Source organism: Pseudomonas sp. NPDC088322, from assembly GCF_044740745.1.
Taxonomy (GTDB): Bacteria; Pseudomonadota; Gammaproteobacteria; order Pseudomonadales; family Pseudomonadaceae; genus Aquipseudomonas; species Aquipseudomonas shirazensis.
In genome coordinates, this window is record NZ_JBIURK010000005.1 from 335,101 (window position 1) to 358,826 (window position 23,726).

Below are 23,726 nucleotides of genomic sequence, written 5' to 3' on the forward strand. Positions count from 1 at the left end.
TTATTTCCTTAACGTGGTGTTCAACCTTTGTTCGAGCGAGGTGAGGATCAACTGCAGGGTGGCATTCACCTCATCGTCATTAAGAGTGCGCGATGGATGCTGCCAGGTCAAGCCGACCGCGAGGCTTTTTCTATCAGGATCAATGCCTTTACCCTGGTAGACGTCAAACAGCCTGAGGTCTGTGAGCCATTCGCCTGCATTGTCACGAATTGCTTCAAGGACGTCGCTGGCGGCCACATCACGGCCGGCAATCAGGGCCAGGTCGCGGCGGGTTTCAGGGAACTTGGACAGTTCGCTGAATTTCGGCAGGCAGCCTTCGACCACTTCTTCCAGGATCAGCTCAAAGACGAACACCGGGCGATCCAGGTCGAGGGTCTTGGCCAGCTCTGGGTGCAGAGCACCGAGGTAGCCGACTTCCTTGCCGTCGCGTTCGATACGGGCGGTCTGGCCTGGGTGCAGGGCTGGGTGCTTGCCCGCGACGAACTTGAACTCACCGAGCGCGCCGGAGTAACCCAGCACCGCTTCAACGTCGGCTTTGACGTCGAAGAAGTCGATGCCATCGCGTGGATTGGCCCAGCCTTCTGGCAAGCGAGTACCGGTGACGACGCCAGCGAGCATCGGCTGCTGCTTGAGGTCGCCGAGTTGGCCGACAAAGCGTTGGCCGCTCTCGAACAGGCGCACGCGGTCTTGCTGGCGGTTAAGGTTGTGCTGCAGCGCTTTGACCAGGCCAGGCCACAACGAGGCGCGCATGGCGGCCATGTCGTTGGAGATCGGGTTGGCCAGCAGCAGCGGCTCGACGCCAGGGCTGAACAGCTCGAACAGTTTCGGGTCGATGAAGCTGTAGGTGATTGCTTCCTGATAACCGCGAGCTACCAGCAGGCGGCGCAGGGTTGGCAGCTCACCGCGGGCTTCCGGCGCGCCTTTGGGGGCGAGACGGGCTTGCGGATAGCGCACTGGCAGGTGGTTGTAGCCATACAGACGGGCCAATTCTTCGATCAGGTCGACTTCAAGACTGATATCGAAGCGGTGGCTTGGCACTTGTACCGTCCACTGCCCTGCCCCATCGGCGCTGGTGGTCAGCTCGAGGGCGTTGAGCAGTTGCTCGACCTGGGCTGGGTCCATGTCCATGCCGAGCATCTGGCTGATGCGTTCGGCGCGCAGAATAATCGGCGCAACTTTCGGCAGGTGCTGCTCGCTGACTGCTTCGACGATCGGGCCGGCTTCGCCGCCGACGATTTCCAGCAGCAGCGCGGTCGCGCGCTCCATGGCTTCGCGAGCCAATTGCGAGTCGACGCCGCGCTCGTAGCGGTGTGAGGCATCGGTGTGCAGACCATAGGAACGGGCCTTGCCAGCGACGGAAATCGGCTCGAAGAAGGCGCTCTCAAGGAACAGATCGCGGGTCTTCTCAGTATTCACGCCGCTGTGCTCGCCACCCATGACGCCGGCAATGGCCAGGGCCCGGGTGTGGTCGGCGATGACCAGGGTGTCGCTACGCAGGGCGACTTCCTGACCGTCGAGCAGGACCAGCTTCTCGCCTTCCTCGGCCATCCGCACGCGGATGCCACCGTTGATTTCGGCGAGGTCGAAGGCGTGCATCGGCTGGCCGAGCTCGAGCATCACGTAGTTGGTGATGTCGACTGCAGCGTCGATGCTGCGCACGTCGCTGCGGCGCAGGCGTTCTACCAGCCACAGCGGGCTTGGCTTGGCCAGGTCGACGTTGCGGATCACGCGGCCGAGGTAGCGCGGGCACGCGGCCGGGGCCGAGACTTCAACCGAGCGCACTTCGTCGTGGCTGGCGGCAACGGCCGGCACGTCGATGCGGGTAACCGGCACGTCGTACAGGGCGCTGACATCGCGCGCCATACCGGCCACCGAGAGGCAATCGCCACGGTTCGGGGTCAGGCCGATTTCGATGCTGGCGTCGTCGAGATTGAGGTATTCACGGATGTCCTGACCAACCGGCGCATCGGCGGCCAGTTCAAGCAGGCCGTCGTTTTCTTCGCTGATCTGCAACTCGGCAGCCGAGCACAGCATGCCGTTGGATTCAACGCCACGCAGTTTGGCCTTTTTGATCTTGAAGTCGCCTGGCAGCTCGGCTCCGATCATGGCGAAGGGGATCTTCAGGCCCGGGCGCACGTTAGGCGCGCCGCAGACGACTTGGAAGGTCTCCTGGCCGTTGCTGACCTGGCACACACGCAGCTTGTCGGCATCCGGGTGCTGCTCGGTGCTGAGCACTTCGCCGACGATGATACCGCTGAACTGGCCAGCCGCCGGCGTGACGCTGTCGACTTCGAGGCCGGCCATGGACAGACGAGCAACCAGCTCGTCGCGGGAGACTTGCGGGTTTACCCAACCGCGCAGCCACTGTTCACTGAATTTCATGCTGTTCTCCTGAATATGGTCGAGGTGTGGCCTAGCGGAATTGCGCCAGGAACCGCAGGTCGTTGTCGAAGAACAGACGCAAATCGTTGACGCCATAACGCAGCATGGCCAGACGCTCGGCGCCCATGCCGAAGGCAAAGCCCTGGAACTCTTCCGGGTCAATGCCAGACATGCGCAGCACGTTCGGATGGACCATGCCGCAGCCCATCACTTCCAGCCAGCCGGTCTGCTTGCACACGCGGCAGCCTTTGCCGGAACACATCACGCACTGAATGTCGACTTCAGCGGACGGTTCGGTGAATGGGAAGAACGACGGACGGAAACGTACATCCAGCTGCTTCTCGAAGAACACCCGCAGGAATTCTTCGATGGTGCCCTTGAGGTCGGCGAAGTTGATGTCGCGATCGATCAACAAGCCTTCCACCTGGTGGAACATCGGCGAATGGGTGATATCCGAATCGCAGCGATAGACGCGGCCAGGGCAGACAATGCGAATCGGCGGCTGGGTCGATTCCATGGTACGTACCTGCACCGGCGAGGTGTGGGTGCGCAGCAGCATGTTGGCATTGAAGTAGAAGGTGTCGTGCATCGCCCGGGCCGGGTGGTGGCCAGGGATGTTGAGCGCCTCGAAGTTGTGATAGTCGTCTTCGACCTCAGGGCCTTCGGCGATGCCGTAGCCAATGTGGGTGAAGAACTGTTCGATACGTTCGAGGGTACGGGTGATCGGGTGCAGGCCGCCAGTGGTCTGGCCACGGCCCGGCAGGGTCACGTCAATGCATTCGGCAGCCAGGCGAGCGCTGAGCTCGGCCTCTTCAAAGCCAGCCTTGCGCGCATTGAGCACTTCGGTGACGCGCTCCTTGGCGTCGTTGATCAGCGCTCCAACCTTGGGGCGCTCTTCGGCTGGCAGGTTGCCCAGGGTCTTCATCACCTGGGTCAGCTCGCCTTTCTTGCCGAGAAATTGAACCCGGATCTGTTCCAGGGCATTGATGTCTTCAGCGCGCTCCACAGCTTCCAGGGCTTGGGAGACCAGCGCGTCCAGGTTTTCCATGTACAGACTCCAGATACAAAAATAGGGGAAGAGCTTTGAAGGCTCTTCCCCTATCGATGACGTTCAACACCCGACGGCGCATGCGCCGCCGGATGATTGTCGTGGGTACTTAAGCCAGAACGGCTTTAGCTTTCTCGACAATCGCAGCAAACGCCGCTTTTTCGTTCACTGCCAGGTCAGCCAGAACTTTACGGTCGATTTCGATCGACGCTTTTTTCAGGCCAGCAATCAGGCGGCTGTAAGACAGACCGTTGACGCGAGCACCAGCGTTGATACGAGCGATCCACAGAGCGCGGAACTGACGTTTTTTCTGGCGACGGTCACGGTAGGCGTATTGACCAGCCTTGATGACAGCCTGCTTGGCAACACGGAATACGCGCGAACGTGCACCGTAGTAACCTTTAGCCAGTTTCAGAATTTTTTTGTGACGCTTACGAGCAATTACGCCGCGCTTTACACGAGCCATGAGTAACTTCCTCTATCTAGACCAGAATTAACGAACGCGCAGCATGCGCGCGACTTTTGCCACGTCAGACGGGTGCAGCATGCTGCTACCACGCAGTTGACGCTTACGCTTGGTCGACATTTTGGTCAGGATGTGGCTCTTGAAAGCGTGCTTGTGCTTGAAGCCGGTCGCCGTTTTCAGGAAACGCTTCGCTGCACCGCTCTTGGTTTTCATTTTTGGCATGTTCGTAACTCCGCATTGGGGTGGATAAACATAACCGCAAGGCCTGCCGTGCCCTGGTGGTTATTTCTTTTTCTTGGGGGCGATGACCATCAAAAGTTGGCGTCCTTCCATCTTCGGATGCTGTTCGACGGTCCCGTATTCGGCGAGATCAGCTTCGATCCGCTTCAGCAGTTCCATACCCAGCTCCTGGTGGGCCATCTCACGACCACGGAATCTCAGAGAGATCTTGGTCTTGTCCCCATCACTTAGGAAACGTACCAGGTTGCGTAGTTTTACCTGGTAATCCCCTTCCTCCGTCCCTGGACGAAACTTGATTTCTTTGATCTGGATGATCTTCTGGTTTTTCTTGGCTGCAGCCTGTTGCTTCTTCTTCTCGAACAGGCTTTTGCCGTAGTCCATGACTTTACAGACAGGAGGTACGGCGTCAGCAGAAATCTCTACCAGATCCAGCTTCGCTTCTTCAGCGATACGAAGCGCTTCTTCGATCGAGACGATGCCCAACTGTTCACCGTCAGCACCAATTAACCGAACCTCGCGTGCAGAGATATTCTCGTTGATCGGGGCCTTCGGTGCAGCTCGTTTATCGTTTCTCATATCACGCTTAATAATCATTACTCCGATTCTTGGCGACCACGCCGGGAAACCGCATGCGCAAGGAACTCGGCGAATTGGGCGACGGGCATGGAGCCCAGGTCAGCGCCTTCGCGAGTACGCACAGCGACGGTTTGCGTTTCGACTTCACGGTCCCCTATAACCAAAAGGTACGGGACCTTGAGCAAAGTATGCTCGCGGATTTTAAAGCCGATCTTCTCATTTCTCAAGTCAGACTTGGCACGAAAACCGCTATCGGTCAGATTTTTTTCAACCTGAAGGGCAAAATCGGCCTGCTTGTCAGTGATGTTCATGATCACTGCCTGGGTTGGCGCCAGCCAAGCCGGGAATACGCCAGCATAGTGCTCGATCAGCATACCGATGAAGCGTTCGAACGAACCGAGGATGGCGCGGTGCAGCATTACCGGGCGCTTGCGCGCGTTATCTTCGGCAATGTAGCTGGCGTCCAGACGCTCAGGCAAGTTCGGATCGTACTGCAGGGTACCACACTGCCAGTTACGACCGAGGCAGTCACGCAGGGTGAACTCGATTTTCGGGCCGTAGAAGGCGCCCTCGCCTGGCTGATATTCCCACTCCAGGCCGGATTCGTTAAGTGCATCAGCCAGGGCGCCTTCGGCGCGATCCCACAGCTCGTCCGAACCGACACGCTTGGCCGGACGGGTAGAAAGCTTCATGGCGACGTCGACGAAACCGAAGTCTTTATAGACATCGAGGGTCAGCTTGATGAAGTCGGCCGCTTCTTTCTTGACCTGATCTTCGGTGCAGAAGATGTGCGCATCATCCTGAACGAAACCACGCACACGCATGATGCCATGCAACGCACCAGATGGCTCGTTACGGTGGCACGCACCGAACTCGGCCAAACGCAGTGGCAGGTCGCGGTACGACTTCAGACCCTGATTGAACACCTGCACGTGGCACGGGCAGTTCATCGGCTTGACCGCGTAATCACGGCTTTCCGACGATGTGGTGAACATGTTTTCGGCGTAGTTGGACCAGTGACCGGAACGCTCCCAGAGGATTCGATCGACCACTTGCGGGGTCTTGATCTCAAGGTAGCCGTTCTGACGCTGCACAGTACGCATGTACTGCTCGAGCACCTGATAAACAGTCCAGCCGTTCGGATGCCAGAAGACCATGCCCGGCGCTTCTTCCTGCAGGTGGAACAGGTCGAGCTGCTTGCCGATCTTGCGGTGATCGCGTTTCTCGGCTTCTTCGATGCGCTGAATGTAGGCAGCCAGCTGCTTCTTGTCAGCCCAGGCGGTGCCGTACACGCGCTGCAGCTGCTCGTTCTTGGCGTCGCCGCGCCAGTAGGCGCCGGACAGCTTGGTCAGCTTGAACGATTTGAGGAAGCGGGTATTGGGCACGTGCGGACCGCGGCACATGTCGACGTATTCTTCGTGATGGTACAGACCCATGGTCTGCTCATCCGGCATGTCCTCAACAAGGCGCAGCTTGTAGTCTTCGCCACGGGCCTGGAACACGTCGATGACTTCGGCGCGCGGGGTGACCTTCTTGATGACGTCGTAGTCTTTCTCGATCAGCTGCTGCATGCGCTTTTCGATGGCAGCGAGGTCATCAGGGGTGAAGGGGCGCTCGTAGGCGATATCGTAATAGAAGCCGTCATCGATGACCGGGCCGATTACCATCTTGGCGGTCGGGTACAGCTGCTTGACTGCGTGGCCGACCAGGTGGGCGCACGAGTGACGGATGATTTCCAGCCCCTCTTCATCTTTGGGGGTGATGATCTGCAGGGTGGCGTCGTGTTCGATCAGGTCGCAGGCATCGACCAGCTTGCCGTCGACTTTACCGGCCAGGGTGGCCTTGGCCAGGCCAGCGCCAATCGAGGCGGCGACTTCGGCTACGGATACAGCGTGATCGAACGAACGTTGACTGCCATCGGGAAGAGTAATGGTGGGCATGGCGCCTCCTCTCCTAGTGGTGACCCCTACCAAAGGTCACGTGGGTTGGGATGAGCCAGTACAAGATCCGACCTGCCTTCCTTAATAGAGGAAGCCTGCCTCACAGTGGCAGAAGCCTTTCGGCTTGTCAGGGGCGAACCAGAGTGACTGGAAATAGAAAGATAGCTGCTGGCTGCCTCTGGGCAACTGCAAGCCGAGCATGCTAGCACGCAGGTTAGCGGCCAGGCACGAATATTTGGTAAATGCGTAAATCCGGTGAACTGTGAGTAAAAAAGCCTATCAGATTTGCTGATGCATCCGATTTTCATCAGACCTATATCAAGGGAGTGTCTGGTTATGCGACTTCAGTCTCTTCTGGCCCTGACCGCCGCGGGGGCACTGCTGCTGCCCATGGCGGCCCAAGCCGACTGGCCAGCCGGCAAGAAAGACGCCTACATGCAGCAATGCGTGCAGGTGGCCACCCAGCAAGGCGTCAGCGCCAAGGACGCCGACACCCACTGCAAGTGTGGTGCCCAGGCAATCGAGAAGAATTTCAGCAAGGCTGAGATCGAAGACCTCGACAGCAAGGACGGTGTTGACGCGAAATTGATGCAAAAGGCTCAAACTGTGGTAAAACAGGCGTGCACGACGAAAGGTTGACCGCCTAACAGCGGGCTTCCGAGCCTTTATTTGCGCTGTATCAGTTTTCTTCGCAGTTAAAAGGCGCGACACGCGCAGAATTAGACTATGATGTACCTGGCGCACGCAGCTTCGGCTACATCTGCACCGATAAAAAATTACGTTTCTGGAGATTCACCCCATGTCCAATCGCCAAACCGGCACCGTCAAGTGGTTCAACGATGAAAAAGGCTTCGGCTTCATCACTCCTCAAGGCGGCGGCGACGACCTGTTCGTACACTTCAAAGCCATCGAATCCGACGGCTTCAAGAGCCTGAAAGAAGGCCAGACTGTTTCCTTCGTTGCCGAAAAAGGCCAGAAGGGTATGCAGGCTGCACAGGTTCGTCCGGAGTAATTCGGATGCTGTAAAAAAACCCGCCCTCGTGGCGGGTTTTTTTATGCCTGAATTTTACAGATTGGTCGCCGCCGCCCATGGCGCCAGCGACCATTAAAGAGCAAATCAGCCGCAGTTGACGCGGACGACGTTACCCTGCTCGTCAACATTGAGGTTGAGTCGCTCGGAGCGGTACTCCAGGGTGACCATATCGTGCGGCTTGAGGATGCGGGCCATTTGCGAGCCACTGGCTTTGCGCGCCTGCTCAAGCAGCTCGGGTGTGCCCGGTTTGCCTACGGTGAAGTCAGCGCCGCTGGCGTTACAGCGGCCATCGTTGCCAGCCGAGGCTGCCGGTGCGCTGCTGTCACCGCCCGGCGCGCTGCCAGTGCTGCAACCAGCCAGCGCAACAGCTACCAGTACGGTTGCCAGAGAAGCACGGGTACGGAACATGAATCCTCCTAATCATCATGGGAACTGCTGTATGCGACAGTAGTGCGCAATATTCGTTGCAAAACGCCCAAGTGTGCCTGACTCGCGCCCGCGAGGGGAAACAGCAATCGTCACCGGGTTTTGCACCGAATAAATAGTTTGTCGCGCACGGACTGTTATGCCTAAGTCGCAGGGCTCTTGACGCAAAGGCATGATTTACTGCAATAAGTGGAGTGCAGCATGCCTCCCTACGAACGCCAGGGCCCGGTGTTCGATCTATAGTCCGAACCAACGAGAAATTTCCAATGCGCAGCCTCAGCATCGATGCCGACATCCAGGTCCACTTACCCGCGGGCCATCGCTCGTACGCACCAGGCACCGCCGAGGAGCTAATGTTGATTGCCGTGGACCTGCTGGTACACGAACTCGGCAACGAAGGCTCCCGCAGCTTTATAGAGCAAGTGCTGGAGCGCTACGCGCCCCAGGCTGCAGCTATGGCAATCGAGCCAGCCGCTCGCTGAGCAGATCGAACAAGCCCTGGGCATCGCCCTCCTCTACCCACATGACGTTGGCGGGCTGCTTGAGCACGCCATACCAGTCGGCAACGGTCTGACCGAAGGTCGGGCCTTCGCGACTGTCGACACTCATGTGGATCTGCCGCCCGCTGAACATCTCTGGCTTGAGCAGATAAGCAATGACGCTCGCATCATGTACCGGCCCGCCGGGCATGCCGTAGAGCTGCATGTCATGCTGAATGTAGGCGTTGAGGATGTCCACGACCTGCTTGCTGGCGCGGTTGTTGACCGCGCTCAGCTGCTTGAGCCGAGCATCGCTGGTCAGCAGCTTGTGGGTGACATCCAGAGGCAGATAGGTGAGCTTGACGCCACTGGCCAACACCACCTCAGCGGCATGCGGGTCCGCGTACAGATTGAATTCAGCGACTGGCGTGATGTTTCCGCCATTGAAGTGGGCGCCGCCCATGACCACGACTTCCTTGATGCCTTGGGCGATCCCTGGCTGCTGGATCAGCGCCAAGGCCAGGTTGGTCTGCGGCCCAAGCATGGCGATGGTGATGCTGTGTGGCTTGGCTGCGCTCAGGGTATCGACCAGATACTGCACCGCATTGCCCGCGGCCAAGCTTTGCTTTGGCTCATGCACCTGCACGCCGGTAATGCCCTCCTCGCCGTGAACCTCAGCGGCGTAGATGGGCGCGCGCACCAAAGGTCGCCCAGCACCGGCGTAGACCGGTATGTCTTCGCGCCCAGCCCACTCACGGGCCAGACGCGCGTTGCGGGCGGTTTTCTCCAGGCGCACGTTGCCGGCAACCGTGGTGATCGCGCGAATGTTCAGCTCCCCGGGTGATGCCATCGCCAAAAACAGCGCCACCAGGTCATCGGCACCAGGGTCGGTGTCGATGATCAACTCGCGCGGGGCGGCGTGCAGCGCCGAGGTGGTTACAGCGGCCATGAGGACGGCTCCTTGCAGCAGTTTCTTCAACATAAGGCACTCCTGCGCCAACAGTTTGCAAATTCAGGCCGCGCCACGGCGGATCGAAGCCAACAGATCAAAACGTGACGCCAGCGACCAATGCGATATTGCTGAATGGCTTGCACTCCCCGGTGCGCACAATGACCTTGGCCTGACGACTCAGCAGCTTGAACTCACTGTGCGGCATCCGCTCGCGAACGCCGAGCAAGCCCAGCGCGCTGAGCTGCTGGATTTCAGCCAACGCCGGTGGCGCGACCTCGAACAGCTCTGCCGCCAAGACATGCCGTTCGACCTGCATTTCGCTCAGCACCACCCGCAGTACACTGGCAAAGTCCGGCAAGCCCGAGGTAATGGCCAGGTCGATCAATTCCACGCCAACCGGCACCGGCAAGCCGGCATCACCGATCACCACGATGTCGCCATGACCCAGACCGGCAATCGTGCGCGACAGAGCAATATTGAGCAGAGTGGTCTTTTTCATGGCTGCAGCTCCGCCAGATAGGGAATCGAGGGCTGCGCACCCGCACGAGTGACCGATATGGCGGCCGCGCGCTGACCGAGGGTGATCGCCTCAGCCTCACTCAGCCCACGCGCCAAGCCAGCGGCAAAGCCACCGATAAAGGTGTCACCGGCCGCAGTGGTGTCGAGCGCTTTGACCGGCGTTGCCGGATAGTGCTGGCAGCCTTGCGCGCTCACCACCAAAGCACCCTCGCTACCGAGGGTCATGATCACCTTGCCGACCCCGAACGCGAGCAACTGCTCGGCAGCGCGGCGGGCGCTGTCCTGATCGCTCACCGCAATGCCGGTCAAGGCCTGGGCCTCGCTTTCGTTGGGCGCGAGGTAGTCGATGTTGGTAAACCAGTCTGCCGGCAGCGGGCCGGTAGCGGGGGCAGGATTGAGAATCACCGTCTTGCCCAACTCACGGGCTCGGACCAAGGTCCACGCGACCGTTGCCTGGGGCACTTCCAGTTGGCAGATGACGATATCAGCAGCCTGCAACAAGCTGTCAGCGCGCTGCACCGACTCGGCGCTGAGCAGGCCGTTGGCACCGGGGATCACCACGATTGCGTTCTGGCTGGCAGCGTCCACCACGATCAGCGCCACTCCGCTGGAAACACCCGCGCAGCTAGCCACTGCCTGACAATCAACGCCTTCGACCTGCAGCGCTTGTAGCAGCTGCGGGCCATAGGCGTCATCACCGACATTGCCGATCATGGCCACGCTGGCGCCGAGGCGCGCCACGGCCACCGCCTGGTTGGCGCCCTTGCCGCCGGGCACCGTGAAAAAACCGTCGCCGGTCAGCGTCTCGCCGGCTCGCGGCAAGCGCTCGGCGCGGGCCACCAAGTCCATGTTGAGGCTGCCGACCACTACTACCTTGGCATGCATGGGAAGTCCTTAGCGGTAATCATTGAACAGGTCCGGGCGTGGCCCGGTAGATTCGCGCATGATGATGCGCGGGGCGATGATGCGCTGCTCGGCCGGGGCGTCGTGCCGCGGCCTGGCGATGCGCGACAGCAGCAATTCGGCAGCACTTTCGCCGAGCTCGCGAATCGACTGGCCTACAGTGGTCAGCGGCGGGTATACGTAGCGACTGAGCTCGATGTCATCGAAACCGATCACCGACAGCTCGCCAGGCACGCTGATATTGCGCTCGGCGGCCGCGCGCAGGACGCCAAAGCCGATCATGTCGTTGCCGGCAAAAATCGCCGTGGGCCGCCGGCCGTCAAGCAACTGCGCCGCAGCAGCGTGGCCGCCTGGGCTGGTGAAATCACAGTGCAACACACGTGCTGCGCTGACCTCAGCCTGCGCCTCGGCCATAGCCCGATGAAAACCGGCCACGCGCAACTGGCTGACCCCGGTCTCGGCTGGCCCGCCAATACAGGCGATGTCGCGGTGGCCGAGCTCGAGCAGGTGACGGGTGGCGAGGTAAGCGCCTTGTTCGTGGTCGATCCGCACCAGGTCGGCATCTACGCCCTCCAGCGCGCGGTCGACGATGACCATCGGCGTGCGCACACAGGCCAGGCTCTGCAGCAAGTCACTGTCTTCACCGACTGACGCTACCACCAGGCCATCAATGCGCTTTTCCAGCAATACGCGCAGGTAGCTGCGCTGCTTTTGCGGATTGTCGTCGGAGTTGCACAGGATCACGCAGTAGCCATTACGCTCGCAGCCATCCTCGATGCCCCGGGCCAGCTCGGCAAAGTACGGGTTGACGCTGCTAGGCACCAACAGGCCGATAGTGGCGGTACTGCGCGCCTTGAGCGAGCGGGCTACGGCACTGGGCACGTAGTCGAGTTCGGCGATGGCCGCCTCGACCTTCAGGCGCACCTGTTCGCTGACCGGACGGGTCTTGTTCAGCACATGGGAAACGGTGGTGTAGGAAATCCCCGCCATTGCCGCGACATCTTTGATGGTTGCCATGGTTTCAGTTCCGCCGGCTCGCGCGCCGGCTGCGATAAGTGTCGAGCACCACGGCAATCACAATGACCGCCCCGGTGATAATGCGTTTGGTTGGTTCGGAAGCGCCGATCTGAGCCAGCCCGGCGGCCAGCACCGAAATGATCAGCACTCCGAAAAATGTACTGACCACTGAGCCGCGCCCGCCCATCAGGCTGGTACCGCCGATCACCACAGCGGCAATCACCTGCAGTTCAAGGCCAGCACCGGCGTTCGGGTCGGCGGCCTCCAGACGAGAAATCTGGAACAGCGCGGCGAGGCCGGCGAGCAGGCCCATCAGGGTGAACACCATGATCTTGTAGGGCCGCGGGTCGATCCCGGCCAGGCGTACAGCTTCTTCATTGGTACCAATGCCGATCAGGTAACGGCCGAACACTGTGCGTGTCAGTACAAGGTGGGCAACGACGATGACCAGCAAGGCGATGATGAAGGCTGGCGAGATGCCAAATGCTACTGGATTGGAAAACCAGGCGTAGGCATCGCCGATATAGGCCGTGCGCGAATCAGTGAACTGATAGGCCAGGCCACGGGCCATTTCCAGCACACCGAGCGAGACGATAAAGGATGGAATACGCCAGGCCACGGTAATGCAGCCAGTGACGCTGCCAGCCAGGGCGGCGACTGCCATGCCCAGCAGCGCAGCGGGCAACACGCTCCAGCCCCACCCCAGAATTGCCACGCTGACCGCCGAGGCTGCCAAGGCCAGCACCGAGCCCACCGACAGGTCGATGCCACCGATGATCAACACCAGCGTCATGCCTACTGCCAGCACCATCAGATCGGGGATCTGGTTGGCCAGGGTACTGAAGGTTGCGTACGACCAGAAATGGCTGCTCATAAACGAGAACAGCACAATCATTGCCAGCAATGCGCCGGCCAGTCCCAGGTAAGTACCCAGGCCCAGATAGGTGCCGCTGCGGCGAGCGGGAGTGTCGACGGGAGAGCTGTTCATGGGTCCATCCTGGGAGCTGCTTCATGCAGCAGAGCATCACGTTGTTGATAACCGGCAAACGCCGCGGCAAGCAGTTGATCCTGGCTCCAGGCATCGCGCTCGAAGGTGTCGATCAGGCGACCCGCCGAGAGCACACCGATGCGATCGCAGATCAGCATCAGTTCGCGCAGGTCACTTGAAACAACCACCAGCGCCTTACCCTGGCGCGCCAACTCAGCAAGCAGGCCATAGATGTCGAACTTGGCGCCAACGTCGATACCGCGGGTCGGCTCGTCGAACAGCAGTACCTGGCAGTCGCGCTCGAGCCAGCGGCCAATCACCACCTTTTGCTGATTGCCACCGGACAACTCACTGACAGCCTGCGCCGGGCTTGCGCTGCGAATGCGCATGGCGCTGATCTGGCGCTCGGCCAAGGTTGTTTCGGCAGCGCTGTTGATGACCCCAGCACGGGACACGGCGCCCAGGTTACCGAGGGCAATATTGGCGCTGATCGACTGCGTCAGCAGCAGCCCCTCACCTTTGCGATCCTCGGTAATCAATGCAATGCCAGCACGCACAGCGGCCTTGGGCGAGTCGACAGTGATCGGCTGCGGCGGCTGACCAAGGGCAACACTGCCGCTGTCGGCGCGGTCGGCGCCGTAGATCAGCCGCAGCAGTTCGGTACGGCCGGCGCCGATCAGGCCGGAGATACCAAAGATCTCCCCTGCCCTCACCTCGAAAGAAACCTCGCACACCTTGCCGGCACGGCTGAGCTTGTCGACCTTGAGCAGCGGCGCGCCGATCTGGCGCCTGCCCAGGTCGATATGCTCGCCCACGTCACGACCGACCATCAGGTTGACCAGCTCGGCACTGTTGTAACGTTGGATCGGCTCGGCGCACACCAGTTTGCCATCGCGCAGCACCGCGATGCGCTGGGCCACACGCTGCAGCTCTTCAAGGCGATGGGATATGTACACGATAGCCACGCCGCGTTGACGCAGGCGCTCGATCTGGACAAACAGCAGCTCGACCTCGCGGGCAGTGAGCATCGCCGTAGGCTCGTCGAAGATCAGCACCCGGCAATCACCAATCAGGTTGCGGGCGATCTCGACCATCTGTTGATGGCCAATACCCAACTCACCGACCAGGGTATCCGGGTCAATCGCGTCCAGGCCCACCTGCGCCATAGCGGCGACCGCCAACTGGCGCAGGCGCTTGTGATTGATCCAGCCGAGACGGCTGGGCAGGTTGTCGAGAAACAGGTTCTCGGCAACCGTCAGGGTGGGCAGCAGGTTCAGCTCCTGCATCACCATACGCACCCCAAGCCCCTCTGCCGCACTGCGGCTGGCAGGGCTGTAAGGTTGGCCGAGGTAGCTCATGTGCCCAACGGTGGGAATTTCCAGGCCGCTGATCAACTTCGATAGCGTGCTTTTGCCGGCGCCGTTCTCACCGGTCAGCGCCAGCACTTCGCCGGCGTACAGCTCCAGCTCGACGTCAGCCAGCACAGGCTGGGCGTAGCTCTTGCCCAGCCCGCTGACCGCGAGCACCGTTTGCGTGGCCGATGCAGACATGGCCGGGTCTCCTGCCTGGATCACGGCTTGGTGATCAATTCAACCGGGGTTTGGATGACATTGTCGGCATCGACGGCGGTTTTTTCGCCCTTGATCATCTGCAGCGCAGCCTGGATGCCATATACGGCTTGCTTCTTGGCATCCTGATCGAGCGTGGCGAGCACGCGGCCATCTTTGAGCATCGGCTTGATGGCGTTGATGTTGTCATAGCCGACTACCTGAACCTGATCTTTCTTGCCTGCGGCACGCACAGCCGAGACAGCCCCAAGCGCCATGCTGTCGTTGCCGGCCAACAGCGCTTTGATCTCTGGATACTCGTTGAGCATGGCCGCCGCCACCGCGTTGCCCTTGTCGATTTCCCAGTTGCCAGACTGCACCGAAACGACCTTGATCTGTGCCGCCTGCATGGCGTCCTGGAAACCAGCCGTGCGCTGTTGGGCGTTGGTAGTGGTGGAGACGCCTTCGATAATACCCACCTGATCACCTGGCTTGAGCTTTTGCTGGGCCAGATAGTCGCCGACCAGCCTGGCACCCTTGCGGTTGTCAGGGCCAACGAAGGGCACGCTGAGATTTTTGCTCTTGAGCACTTCGGGGTCGAGGCGGTTATCGATGTTGATGACGGTGATGCCGGCATCCATGGCTTTCTTGATCACCGGCACCAGCGCCTTGGAGTCAGCCGGCGCGATCACCAGCGCGTTGGCGCCAGTGGCGATCATCTGCTCGACGATGCGGATCTGGTTGCTGGTGTCGGACTCGTCCTTGATGCCGTTGGCTACCAGGTCGAAGTCGTTAGGGTGCTGTTTTTGGTAGGCCTTGGCGCCGTCTTCCATGGTGCGGAAAAACTCATTGGCCAACGACTTCATGACCAGAGCGACCTTGGGTTTTTCTTCAGCCTGACCTGCCAGGGGCAGTGCGAGCGCCAGCGAGGAGACGATAGCGAGGGACAGCAGACGACCGGGGAACGGCAGTTTCATGAGATGACTCCGAATCTTGTGTTTTTTATCGGATCGCAAACGTTTGCGTTAAGCCACTATGGAAACAAGCCCTGATTTTGTCAATTGCCTGAGACGCTGTTTTGGCAAACCGGGGCCAGCGGCAGGTTACGCGGATTGGCCACGGAAAACCGAACAACTTTACCTGTATCCGTTCGGTAAGCCGAATACATCCCATCGCTGGATTTGTCTCGGCATATGAGCGAACTCCCGCCGGGAGTGGCTCAACCCAGACTCGACGCTGCGTTGGTATGAAACCTGCCTGCTTAGCTGTGCGACATATAAATCTCACCAGGAAGATCGAGAGAACAATAACGATGAAAACCGCACTGAAGACATTTGCCCCGGGCGCCCTCGCCCTGCTGCTGATCCTGCCGACTGCAGTTTCTGCCAAAGAAGCCGAGCAGCAACAAAAGCTCGCCAATGTGGTGATTCTCGCAACCGGCGGCACCATTGCCGGCGCCGGCGCCAGCGCCGCCAACAGCGCTACCTATCAGGCCGCCAAGGTAGGCATCGACAAATTGATCGCCGGCGTACCGGAGCTGGCTCAACTGGCCAATGTGCGCGGCGAGCAGGTCATGCAGATCGCATCCGAAAGCATCAGCAACGACGACCTGCTCAAGCTGGGCAAACGCGTCGCCGAGCTGGCTGACAGCAACGACGTCGACGGCATCGTTATCACCCACGGCACCGACACCCTGGAAGAAACCGCCTACTTCCTCAACCTGGTAGAAAAGACCGACAAACCAATCGTAGTGGTCGGTTCGATGCGCCCGGGCACCGCAATGTCGGCTGACGGCATGCTCAACCTTTACAACGCCGTAGCCGTCGCCAGCGACAAGCAATCGCGCGGCAAAGGCGTACTGGTGACCATGAACGACGAAATCCAATCCGGCCGTGATGTCAGCAAGTCGATCAACATCAAGACCGAAGCGTTCAAGAGCGCCTGGGGCCCGATGGGCATGGTCGTGGAAGGCAAATCGTACTGGTTCCGCCTGCCAGCCAAGCGTCACACCTCCAACTCCGAGTTCGACATCAAGCAAATCAGCAGCCTGCCTGCCGTAGACATCGCCTACGGCTACGGCAACGTTACCGACACCGCGTACAAGGCCCTTGCGCAAAACGGCGCCAAGGCGCTGATTCATGCCGGCACCGGCAACGGCTCGGTATCGTCACGTGTGGTACCGGCTCTGCAGGAGCTGCGTAAAAACGGCGTGCAGATCATTCGCTCTTCCCACGTCAACCAGGGCGGTTTCGTACTGCGCAACGCCGAGCAGCCGGATGACAAGAATGACTGGGTCGTCGCCCACGACCTGAACCCGCAAAAAGCACGGATTCTGGCGATGGTCGCAATGACCAAGACCCAAGACAGCAAAGAGCTGCAGCGGATCTTCTGGGAATATTGATCTGTTGATTGCCTGAGCCGAGCAACGCTTTGCTCACCGCTGTCGCGGGCTGCATGGCCCGCGACAGTCACTTGGGCCAAGGCTCACGAGGTTGTTGCGAAATTGCCTACAGTGAAATACTGTACGCACATACAGCACAACAAGGAACACCCCGATGGCCGCTGCCTCTCAAGCCACCCCCAGCCCATACCAACAACTGGGCGAGCGCATTCAGAAAATCATAAACAGCCCTACCGCCCAGCGCAGCAAGTCTGCGTTGATCTTTCGGCTGGAGCACGAGTTGCCGGATGACTGGGCAACGCTACTCGAAGAGATCGCTGAAAACGACAATGTCACCCTTGCCTACCGGGATGATGGCGGCGTGCAGATCTTCTGGACTGTACCCAAGGAAGACTGAGCAGGGACTCAAGCCTTGGCGGTAGCATCGCCCGCTTGCGGCCTGAGCAAGGCATTGACCTGCGAGGTCAGTGCCTCGAGGGCAAATGGCTTGGTCAGTATCGCCATGGTCGACTCCAGCGGCTGACGATCGAGCACTTCAGGCTGCGCATAGCCCGTCATCAGCAACACCGGCAGGTCAGGCCGCGATTGCCTGCCCGCCTCCGCCATCTGCCGCCCGTCAAGCCCGCCGGGTAAACCGATGTCGGTCACCAGCAGATCAATGCGGATGTCCGAACGCAGCAGTTGCAACCCTGCCAGGCTGTCCGCCGCCTCGATCACCACATAGCCGTAACTGCCCAGGGTTTCGCTGACAAACATGCGCACGGAGGACTCGTCATCGACCACCAAAACCGTTTCGCCAGCTGCGGCCGTGGGCTCGGCACGCTCGCCAGGTTGCGCCTGCGGGGCGTCCACCGCAGTGGTGTGGCCCGGCAACTGCAGCAGCACTCGCGTGCCTTTGCCCGGCTCTGACTCGATCCTCACCTGGCCACCGGATTGCTTGGCAAAGCCATAGATCATCGACAAGCCAAGCCCGGTACCGGCGCCAACCGGCTTGGTCGTGAAGAACGGCTCGAAGGCCTTGCCGAGCACTTCGGCGCTCATGCCGGTACCACTGTCCGCCACGCAAATGCTCAGGTAGTTGCCGGGGCTCAACTCTGGATCAAGCTCGGGCCCAGTCGTCAGCCGCTGGTCGCGAGTGCTTATCAGAATCCTGCCGCCACCCGGCATGGCATCGCGCGAATTGATACACAGATTGAGCAAGGCGTTTTCAACCTGCGCCGGGTCGACCAGACAAGCACTGGCCTGCGCTGCCAACTCCACCTTCAGGCTGATTGCCGGCCCGACCGTACGCCGGATCAGCTCCTCCATGCCGCCAATCAAGGCATGCACATCAGTCTCGACCGGCACCAGCGTCTGCCGACGGGAGAACGCGAGCAGGCGATGGGTAAGGGCAGCGGCGCGTTGGGCGGCACCATGAGCAACGCCCAGGTAACGCTCCAGATCGGCCGTGCGCCCCTGATTCAAACGCAGCCTGATCAAGTCGAGGCTACCGCTGATGCCGGCCAGGAGATTGTTGAAATCGTGAGCGATACCCCCGGTCAGTTGGCCCACAGCTTCCATCTTCTGTGCCTGACGCAGCGCAGCCTGAGCCGCCTCGCGCTCGGCAACGGCGACGCTGATGCGGACTTCCAACGTACGATTTAGCTCGAGCAAGGCGGATTCGGCGTTCTTTCGCGCGGTGACATCCATCGAGGAGCCGATCAAACCGATCACTTCACCGGCGTCGCTCAGCAACGGCGCCTTCACCGACAGCCATACGGCTACAGAACCGTCCGGCATGTCGACCCGCTCTTCAATCTGCTCAGCCTGACCGCTGTCCATGATGCGCTGGTCGTTCGCCATGACCTGGCGCGCCTGCGCTTCGTCTTCAAGAAACTCCAGGTCGGTCTTGCCGAGGTAAACCTCGGGAGGCTTGCCGATCAGCTGCGTAGTGCCGTGGTTGGCGACCAGCATCCGTCCCTGGCGGTCCTTGGCGTACACCACGCCAGGCACTGCCGCCGTGAACGTGCGCAACAAGGCGTTTGCGCGATCGCGCTCAGCTTCGGCAACACGCCGCCCCTCAATGTCCATCAGCACGCCTGGAAAGCGCACAGCCATGCCCTGCTCATCGAGCTCGGCGCGACCATTGGCCTCTACCCAGCGATAGCAGCCGTCGTCTTGGCGAACACGATATTCACAGCGAAAGCGCCCACCGCGAGCCATGGCCTGTTCGATGTCGCGGCCAACCCGTTCGCGGTCTTGCTCGTGGATGGAGGCGAACGCCTCGGAGATCGGAATGCCGCTGGTGCAGCGTTCTGCAGACAGCCCGAATGAGCGGGCGAAGCGCTCGTCAGCCGTCACGCAGTCGTTGCGAATGTCCCACAGCCAGGTACCAATAATCGCGCCAGCGTCGAGAGCCAGTTGCAGACGCTCCGAGGCATCAGTCGGGAAAACCTGAAGACGGTCGGGCCTGACCATCGCTTCGACCCGCACCGCAGGGCCTTCTCGATCCATTGCTACCTCTTGAGTTACCCAGCTTCAAGGTCGGGCATATTACCGACCAAGCGGGTAAATGCGCCAGATAAAGTAGACAGCGCAACCGAGGCCAGCGTTCAAGTCAAGGTTTGCAGATAGGCACTGGCATGTTGATAGCGGCTGAGCCGGGCAAGGTCAGCGGGACCTGGGCAGGCGATGCGACTAAGGTCGCTGTTATCGGCCAGATCAGCCAGCTTGACCTCTCGTGCCAGAGGGTCAGCGCCTGCCCGAATCACAAACGCCTCATAGCTCTCGCCAGGACGTCGACTCAGCGAGAGCAAGGCGGCGAGGATTTTCAGCGGGAAACCCTCAAGAGCGAGGTCTGATACCGTCAGGGACGTGTCTTCGAGTACATCGTGGAGTACAGCGACAATACGCTGCTCAGGTGTGGACACCCGCATCATCACCCGCAGCGGATGAAGAATGTAGGCCGCCCCACCCTTGTCGTACTGCCCCTCGTGGGCTTTGGCGGCTACAGCGATGGCCCGTTCCAGTGTAGACATGCGACCCCTCCCTGTTCAGCGCCCGCTTGGCCAAGCATAGCCAACGATCGCGTTCAGGCACACCCCGCCTGCCTCATCAGTCACTTATCAGCGCTGGGCGCCATGCTGGATCACCACAGAGTCAGTGCCTTGACGCGCCATCACATCGGCCTTGCGCGCCTGCGCCTCTTCTTTGGTCGCGAATGGACCCAGCAGCACCACCGGCTTGCCATCACGGTACTCGACCGAAGAGGGAATACCCTTCTCTATGAGGCGCGCAGTCATGTCGCTCAGAGCCCCCATGTTCGGCCCCTGCACCACCTCGACATCCCAGCCCTCTGGCGCCGGCTGATCGGCCAGGGCTTCGGCGCGACGCTGCAGCTCGGCACCACCACAGATCTCGCGGATGCGCAGGTCGTCGCCGGTTTCGTCGACGATGATCTGGTACTGGCCATCCCGCTTGATTGCAACGTAGCTGCGGTAAGCCTCGAATTTGCCGTCAGCGTCCTTGCCACGGAATTGACCGCAGATCGAGCCATCGTTATCGAAGCGCACGTTGGCGAATTTGGCGGTCTTGGGATTACTCAGGTGTTCGGCCACCTGTTTGTGCACGCCATCCACTTCATTGTTGCAGCCCGCCAAGGCCAGCATTGCTGTTACCACCGCAAGTTTACGCACGCGTCTAACTCCAGAATCGAAGGCGCGGATTCTACCATGATGGCTGGCTAGCGCCGATGGGCAGGCTGCCGCAGGGTGTTTCAGGCGCGAAGCAAATGCAAAAAGGGCGACCCTTTCGGATCGCCCTCTTCAAGTTTGGTAGGCACAATTGGACTCGAACCAACGACCCCCACCATGTCAAGGTGGTGCTCTAACCAACTGAGCTATGTGCCTGTCGTGGGGCGCATATTACGAGTGAAGCGCACCCCTGTAAAGCTTTTTTTTGAAGAAAATCAAAACCTTTGCGCCACCGAGCGGCGAACTCTGGCGCACGCCCCTGAGACTCTGGTCGACCACCAGTATCAGCAACCAACGGCAGCGCAAATGAAAAAAGGGTGACCCTTACGGATCACCCCTTTTCGATTTGGTAGGCACAATTGGACTCGAACCAACGACCCCCACCATGTCAAGGTGGTGCTCTAACCAACTGAGCTATGTGCCTGTCGTGGGGCGCATTCTACGGAATCCAAAAACCCTGTCAACTGTTTTTTCCACGCTAAGCCACTGAATCATAAAAATATTTACTAATAGTCACGCGCCACCGCTGCGTAAAGGATTTTCACCGTACGACTAGCGGGTGTTTATTATTATTGATAGCATCGGTACATTCGTTAAAAATATAAAACACGAGGTCTCTCGAGCATGGCTAATACCCCCTACCCACAGTCCTACTACGCCGCCTCGGCCAACCCGGTGCCGCCACGTCCGGCGCTGCTGGGTGAGGTGGAAACCGACATCTGCGTAATCGGTGCGGGCTATACAGGCCTGTCCAGCGCACTGTTCCTGCTGGAGAACGGCTTCAAGGTTACCGTCGTCGAAGCTGCCAAGGTTGGCTTTGGTGCATCCGGCCGCAACGGTGGCCAGATCGTCAACAGCTACAGCCGTGACATCGACGTGATCGAACGCACTGTTGGCCCGCGCGAAGCAAAATTGCTGGGCGCGATGGCCTTCGAAGGCGGGCGTATCATCCGCGAGCGCGTAGCCAAGTACAACATCCAGTGCGACCTCAAGGACGGCGGCGTATTCGCGGCCATCACGCCCAAACAGATGGCCCACCTGGAATCGCAAAAACGCCTGTGGGAACGCTATGGCCACACCCAACTGGAGCTGATGGACCAGAAGCGCATCCGTGAAGTGGTCGCGTGCGAAAGCTATATAGGCGGCATGCTCGACATGAGCGGCGGCCATATTCACCCGCTCAACCTGGCCTTGGGCGAAGCGGCTGCGGTCGAGTCGCTGGGCGGCGTGATCTATGAACAAACCCCAGCCATACGCATCGAGCGCGGCGCCAACCCTGTCGTGCACACCCCGCAGGGTAAGATCCGCGCCAAGTACATCATCGTTGCCGGCAACGCTTATCTGGGTAACCTGGTGCCGGAGCTGGCCTCGAAGTCGATGCCATGCGGTACTCAGGTGATCACCACCGAGCCACTCAGCGATGAGTTGGCACGTACCCTGCTGCCGCAGGACTACTGCGTCGAGGACTGCAACTACCTGCTCGACTACTACCGCCTGACCGGCGACAAGCGCCTGATCTTCGGCGGCGGCGTGGTCTACGGCGCACGCGACCCGGCCAACATCGAAGCGATCATCCGGCCGAAGATGCTCAAGGCATTCCCGCAGCTCAAGGACGTCAAGATCGACTACGCCTGGACCGGCAACTTCCTGCTGACGCTGTCGCGTCTGCCTCAGGTCGGCCGGATAGGCGACAACATCTACTACTCGCAAGGCTGCTCCGGCCACGGCGTTACCTACACCCACCTGGCGGGCAAGGTCCTGGCCGAAGCGCTGCGCGGCCAGGCCGAACGCTTTGACGCATTCGCCGGCCTGCCGCACTACCCGTTCCCGGGTGGCCAACTGCTGCGGGTACCATTCAGCGCCATGGGTGCGTGGTATTACAGCCTGCGCGATCGTCTGGGCTTCTGATCCATAGCGGATGAAGACGGCCGGCCATCAGCGCCGGCCGTTTGCGTTCAGGGCTGGCCGAGGCTGCTGACGGCTTGTCTGGCCGCCATTTCCTGCCCTGCCCGGGCCAGTTCATCGGCGCCTTGCAACCAGCGCTGGCGATCAACCTGTGCAGGCAGTTGCTGCGGTGGCTGTATCAACACTGCCCAACTACCCTGCTCCGCCCACGCCTTGGCAAAAGCGTCGAACGACATCATCTGCCGCCGCTGCATCCCTGCACGCAGCAGCACCCGCTGCTTATAGCTGTCATAGCCGACCAGTACCGCATAGCGCGGCTCACTCCACCACGCCGAACCCTCTTGATAACGCAGCAGCACCGGGTTGCCCGCCGCCACCTGGGCGAGCAATGCATCCAGACGCTTGTCCAGCGGATACACCAGCATGCCGTAATCACGCGCCACAGGCGGGATCGATGTTTCCAGCGCTTCGGCTGCTTCAGGCAGCTTCAGCGGCTTGTCGAGCAAGCCCGGGGTGATCCGAATGCCTTGCTGCGAGAGCATGACCGCCAGCGCCATGGCGCCGCTGTGATTGGCGTTGCCGCGGAAGAACGGCACGCTGCTGATCTCGACCCGCTGCGGCAAGCCTTTTACATCCGCTGGAGGCGCGCCGGCGCAGCCAACCAGATTGGCCGCCAGCAGGCATGCAGCGAGCAGGCGCTGTGAAGGGTTGAGCAACGACTTGCGGGAAGCTTGCAACATGGACACTCACTTGTCTGAAGCCGGTCTGGCATCCGGCGATGGTCTCTGATCATAGGGCGGACGCGCGCGCAGGAATAGCCCGACGCAGGCTAGTAACAAATCGGACCAAGGGTTCGACCTAAGCTCAATTGAACGTCATGAGGGTAGCGCTAGACTAAGTAAGTATCTGGAAGGTAAGCCTGGGGCAAGCCCGAGAGAAGGAGGCACACATGAGCCTGACTATGGGAATTCTGCTGTTGGTAGGTATGTGGCTGAGTGTGGCCGCTGCCATGTTATGGGGCGTTCTGCGCATTGTCCGCAGGCATTCGCATCATCCACTGCCGGTTCAGGCCAAGGCCAAGCCCTTGCCCGTGCGACGCGCCCGTCAGCCCGCTGCAGCGCACTGATATCGCATCAGTGCAAAACAAAAAACCGCGCAGCTTGAAAGCATACG

25 protein-coding genes and 2 tRNA genes are annotated in these 23,726 nt (G+C 60.3%); 7 read left to right on the plus strand and 20 right to left on the minus strand.

What is annotated here, in order from left to right:
- From pheT to thrS, 6 genes are all read right to left on the minus strand, one after another.
- Positions 1-2,382, minus strand: coding sequence for a phenylalanine--tRNA ligase subunit beta (gene pheT / locus ACIOAU_RS15190; protein WP_181106747.1), 2,382 nt, complete (start codon positions 2,380-2,382; stop codon positions 1-3).
- Positions 2,383-2,413: 31 nt separating this feature from the next.
- Positions 2,414-3,430 carry a phenylalanine--tRNA ligase subunit alpha gene (gene pheS / locus ACIOAU_RS15195; protein ID WP_101320618.1) on the minus strand — a complete coding sequence of 339 codons (1,017 nt, stop codon included), beginning with the start codon at positions 3,428-3,430 and terminating at the stop codon, positions 2,414-2,416.
- 109 nt (positions 3,431-3,539) lie between these two features.
- Entirely contained in the window at positions 3,540-3,896 is a 357-nt protein-coding gene (gene rplT / locus ACIOAU_RS15200; protein ID WP_043860801.1) for a 50S ribosomal protein L20, read from the minus strand.
- Between the two features lie 27 nt (positions 3,897-3,923).
- Positions 3,924-4,118 carry a 50S ribosomal protein L35 gene (gene rpmI, locus ACIOAU_RS15205; protein ID WP_028696462.1) on the minus strand — a complete coding sequence of 65 codons (195 nt, stop codon included), beginning with the start codon at positions 4,116-4,118 and terminating at the stop codon, positions 3,924-3,926.
- Between the two features lie 60 nt (positions 4,119-4,178).
- Positions 4,179-4,730, minus strand: coding sequence for a translation initiation factor IF-3 (infC, locus tag ACIOAU_RS15210; RefSeq protein ID WP_178080772.1), 552 nt, complete (start codon positions 4,728-4,730; stop codon positions 4,179-4,181).
- A complete protein-coding gene (thrS, locus tag ACIOAU_RS15215; RefSeq protein ID WP_188036253.1) occupies positions 4,730-6,652 on the minus strand; it encodes a threonine--tRNA ligase in 1,923 nt (640 codons plus the stop codon). Before thrS ends, infC begins: the two co-directional genes overlap by 1 nt.
- Positions 6,653-6,988: 336 nt before the next feature.
- Between thrS and ACIOAU_RS15220 the strand changes: the two genes are divergently transcribed.
- Together ACIOAU_RS15220 and ACIOAU_RS15225 are read left to right on the plus strand one after the other, a co-directional pair.
- Positions 6,989-7,291, plus strand: a complete 303-nt coding sequence (locus ACIOAU_RS15220; protein ID WP_101320622.1) for a hypothetical protein — start codon at positions 6,989-6,991, stop codon at positions 7,289-7,291.
- A gap of 160 nt (positions 7,292-7,451) precedes the next feature.
- Entirely contained in the window at positions 7,452-7,664 is a 213-nt protein-coding gene (locus ACIOAU_RS15225; protein ID WP_003179963.1) for a cold-shock protein, read from the plus strand.
- A 105-nt stretch (positions 7,665-7,769) separates the two neighbouring features.
- Here ACIOAU_RS15225 and ACIOAU_RS15230 read toward each other — a convergent pair whose 3' ends face one another.
- Positions 7,770-8,093 (minus strand): I78 family peptidase inhibitor, encoded by a 324-nt coding sequence (locus tag ACIOAU_RS15230; RefSeq protein WP_101320624.1) that lies wholly within the window; start codon positions 8,091-8,093, stop codon positions 7,770-7,772.
- A gap of 284 nt (positions 8,094-8,377) precedes the next feature.
- Here ACIOAU_RS15230 and ACIOAU_RS15235 point away from each other — a divergent pair, with 284 nt between their 5' ends.
- Positions 8,378-8,593 carry a hypothetical protein gene (locus tag ACIOAU_RS15235; protein WP_101320626.1) on the plus strand — a complete coding sequence of 72 codons (216 nt, stop codon included), beginning with the start codon at positions 8,378-8,380 and terminating at the stop codon, positions 8,591-8,593.
- Here ACIOAU_RS15235 and ACIOAU_RS15240 read toward each other — a convergent pair.
- From ACIOAU_RS15240 to ACIOAU_RS15270, 7 genes are all read right to left on the minus strand, one after another.
- On the minus strand, positions 8,565-9,572 hold the full coding sequence (locus ACIOAU_RS15240) for a nucleoside hydrolase (protein ID WP_101320628.1): 1,008 nt from the start codon (positions 9,570-9,572) through the stop codon (positions 8,565-8,567). The genes ACIOAU_RS15235 and ACIOAU_RS15240 overlap by 29 nt on opposite strands.
- 64 nt (positions 9,573-9,636) lie before the next feature.
- Positions 9,637-10,041, minus strand: a complete 405-nt coding sequence (gene rbsD, locus ACIOAU_RS15245) for a D-ribose pyranase (RefSeq protein WP_401182961.1) — start codon at positions 10,039-10,041, stop codon at positions 9,637-9,639.
- Positions 10,038-10,946 carry a ribokinase gene (gene rbsK / locus ACIOAU_RS15250; RefSeq protein ID WP_150568850.1) on the minus strand — a complete coding sequence of 303 codons (909 nt, stop codon included), beginning with the start codon at positions 10,944-10,946 and terminating at the stop codon, positions 10,038-10,040. The genes rbsD and rbsK overlap by 4 nt, the downstream gene beginning before the upstream one ends.
- Before the next feature lie 9 nt (positions 10,947-10,955).
- Entirely contained in the window at positions 10,956-11,981 is a 1,026-nt protein-coding gene (locus ACIOAU_RS15255; RefSeq protein WP_101320634.1) for a LacI family DNA-binding transcriptional regulator, read from the minus strand.
- Between the two features lie 4 nt (positions 11,982-11,985).
- A complete protein-coding gene (locus ACIOAU_RS15260; protein WP_150568848.1) occupies positions 11,986-12,969 on the minus strand; it encodes an ABC transporter permease in 984 nt (327 codons plus the stop codon).
- The gene (locus tag ACIOAU_RS15265; RefSeq protein ID WP_401182965.1) at positions 12,966-14,519 is read right to left on the minus strand and encodes a sugar ABC transporter ATP-binding protein; all 1,554 of its coding nucleotides are present in this window, start codon (positions 14,517-14,519) and stop codon (positions 12,966-12,968) included. Before ACIOAU_RS15265 ends, ACIOAU_RS15260 begins: the two co-directional genes overlap by 4 nt.
- 20 nt (positions 14,520-14,539) lie before the next feature.
- Positions 14,540-15,493 carry a sugar ABC transporter substrate-binding protein gene (locus ACIOAU_RS15270; protein ID WP_401182968.1) on the minus strand — a complete coding sequence of 318 codons (954 nt, stop codon included), beginning with the start codon at positions 15,491-15,493 and terminating at the stop codon, positions 14,540-14,542.
- A gap of 335 nt (positions 15,494-15,828) precedes the next feature.
- On the opposite strand from ACIOAU_RS15270, the gene ACIOAU_RS15275 reads away from it, so the two are divergent.
- Both ACIOAU_RS15275 and ACIOAU_RS15280 read left to right on the plus strand, forming a co-directional pair.
- Positions 15,829-16,917 (plus strand): asparaginase, encoded by a 1,089-nt coding sequence (locus ACIOAU_RS15275; protein ID WP_101320642.1) that lies wholly within the window; start codon positions 15,829-15,831, stop codon positions 16,915-16,917.
- Between the two features lie 154 nt (positions 16,918-17,071).
- A complete protein-coding gene (locus ACIOAU_RS15280; protein WP_101320644.1) occupies positions 17,072-17,314 on the plus strand; it encodes a DUF1654 domain-containing protein in 243 nt (80 codons plus the stop codon).
- Positions 17,315-17,322: 8 nt separating this feature from the next.
- Here ACIOAU_RS15280 and ACIOAU_RS15285 read toward each other — a convergent pair whose 3' ends face one another.
- The 5 genes from ACIOAU_RS15285 to ACIOAU_RS15305 all read right to left on the minus strand — a co-directional run bounded on the left by ACIOAU_RS15285 (position 17,323) and on the right by ACIOAU_RS15305 (position 21,072).
- Entirely contained in the window at positions 17,323-19,374 is a 2,052-nt protein-coding gene (locus tag ACIOAU_RS15285) for a PAS domain-containing protein (RefSeq protein ID WP_401183350.1), read from the minus strand.
- A 134-nt stretch (positions 19,375-19,508) separates the two neighbouring features.
- A complete protein-coding gene (locus ACIOAU_RS15290) occupies positions 19,509-19,934 on the minus strand; it encodes a GTP pyrophosphokinase (protein WP_101320648.1) in 426 nt (141 codons plus the stop codon).
- An 87-nt stretch (positions 19,935-20,021) separates the two neighbouring features.
- The gene (locus ACIOAU_RS15295) at positions 20,022-20,591 is read right to left on the minus strand and encodes an SPOR domain-containing protein (protein WP_401182972.1); all 570 of its coding nucleotides are present in this window, start codon (positions 20,589-20,591) and stop codon (positions 20,022-20,024) included.
- A 136-nt stretch (positions 20,592-20,727) separates the two neighbouring features.
- Positions 20,728-20,804, minus strand: a tRNA-Val gene (locus ACIOAU_RS15300).
- Positions 20,805-20,995: 191 nt separating this feature from the next.
- A tRNA-Val gene (locus ACIOAU_RS15305) sits at positions 20,996-21,072 on the minus strand.
- A 200-nt stretch (positions 21,073-21,272) separates the two neighbouring features.
- Between ACIOAU_RS15305 and ACIOAU_RS15310 the strand changes: the two genes are divergently transcribed.
- Positions 21,273-22,556, plus strand: coding sequence for an FAD-binding oxidoreductase (locus tag ACIOAU_RS15310; RefSeq protein ID WP_101320652.1), 1,284 nt, complete (start codon positions 21,273-21,275; stop codon positions 22,554-22,556).
- A gap of 47 nt (positions 22,557-22,603) precedes the next feature.
- Here ACIOAU_RS15310 and ACIOAU_RS15315 read toward each other — a convergent pair whose 3' ends face one another.
- Positions 22,604-23,293 (minus strand): peptidase C39 family protein, encoded by a 690-nt coding sequence (locus ACIOAU_RS15315; protein WP_150568844.1) that lies wholly within the window; start codon positions 23,291-23,293, stop codon positions 22,604-22,606.
- A 209-nt stretch (positions 23,294-23,502) separates the two neighbouring features.
- On the opposite strand from ACIOAU_RS15315, the gene ACIOAU_RS15320 reads away from it, so the two are divergent.
- Positions 23,503-23,679, plus strand: coding sequence for a hypothetical protein (locus ACIOAU_RS15320; RefSeq protein ID WP_401182977.1), 177 nt, complete (start codon positions 23,503-23,505; stop codon positions 23,677-23,679).
- The last annotated feature ends 47 nt before the right edge of the window (positions 23,680-23,726 follow it).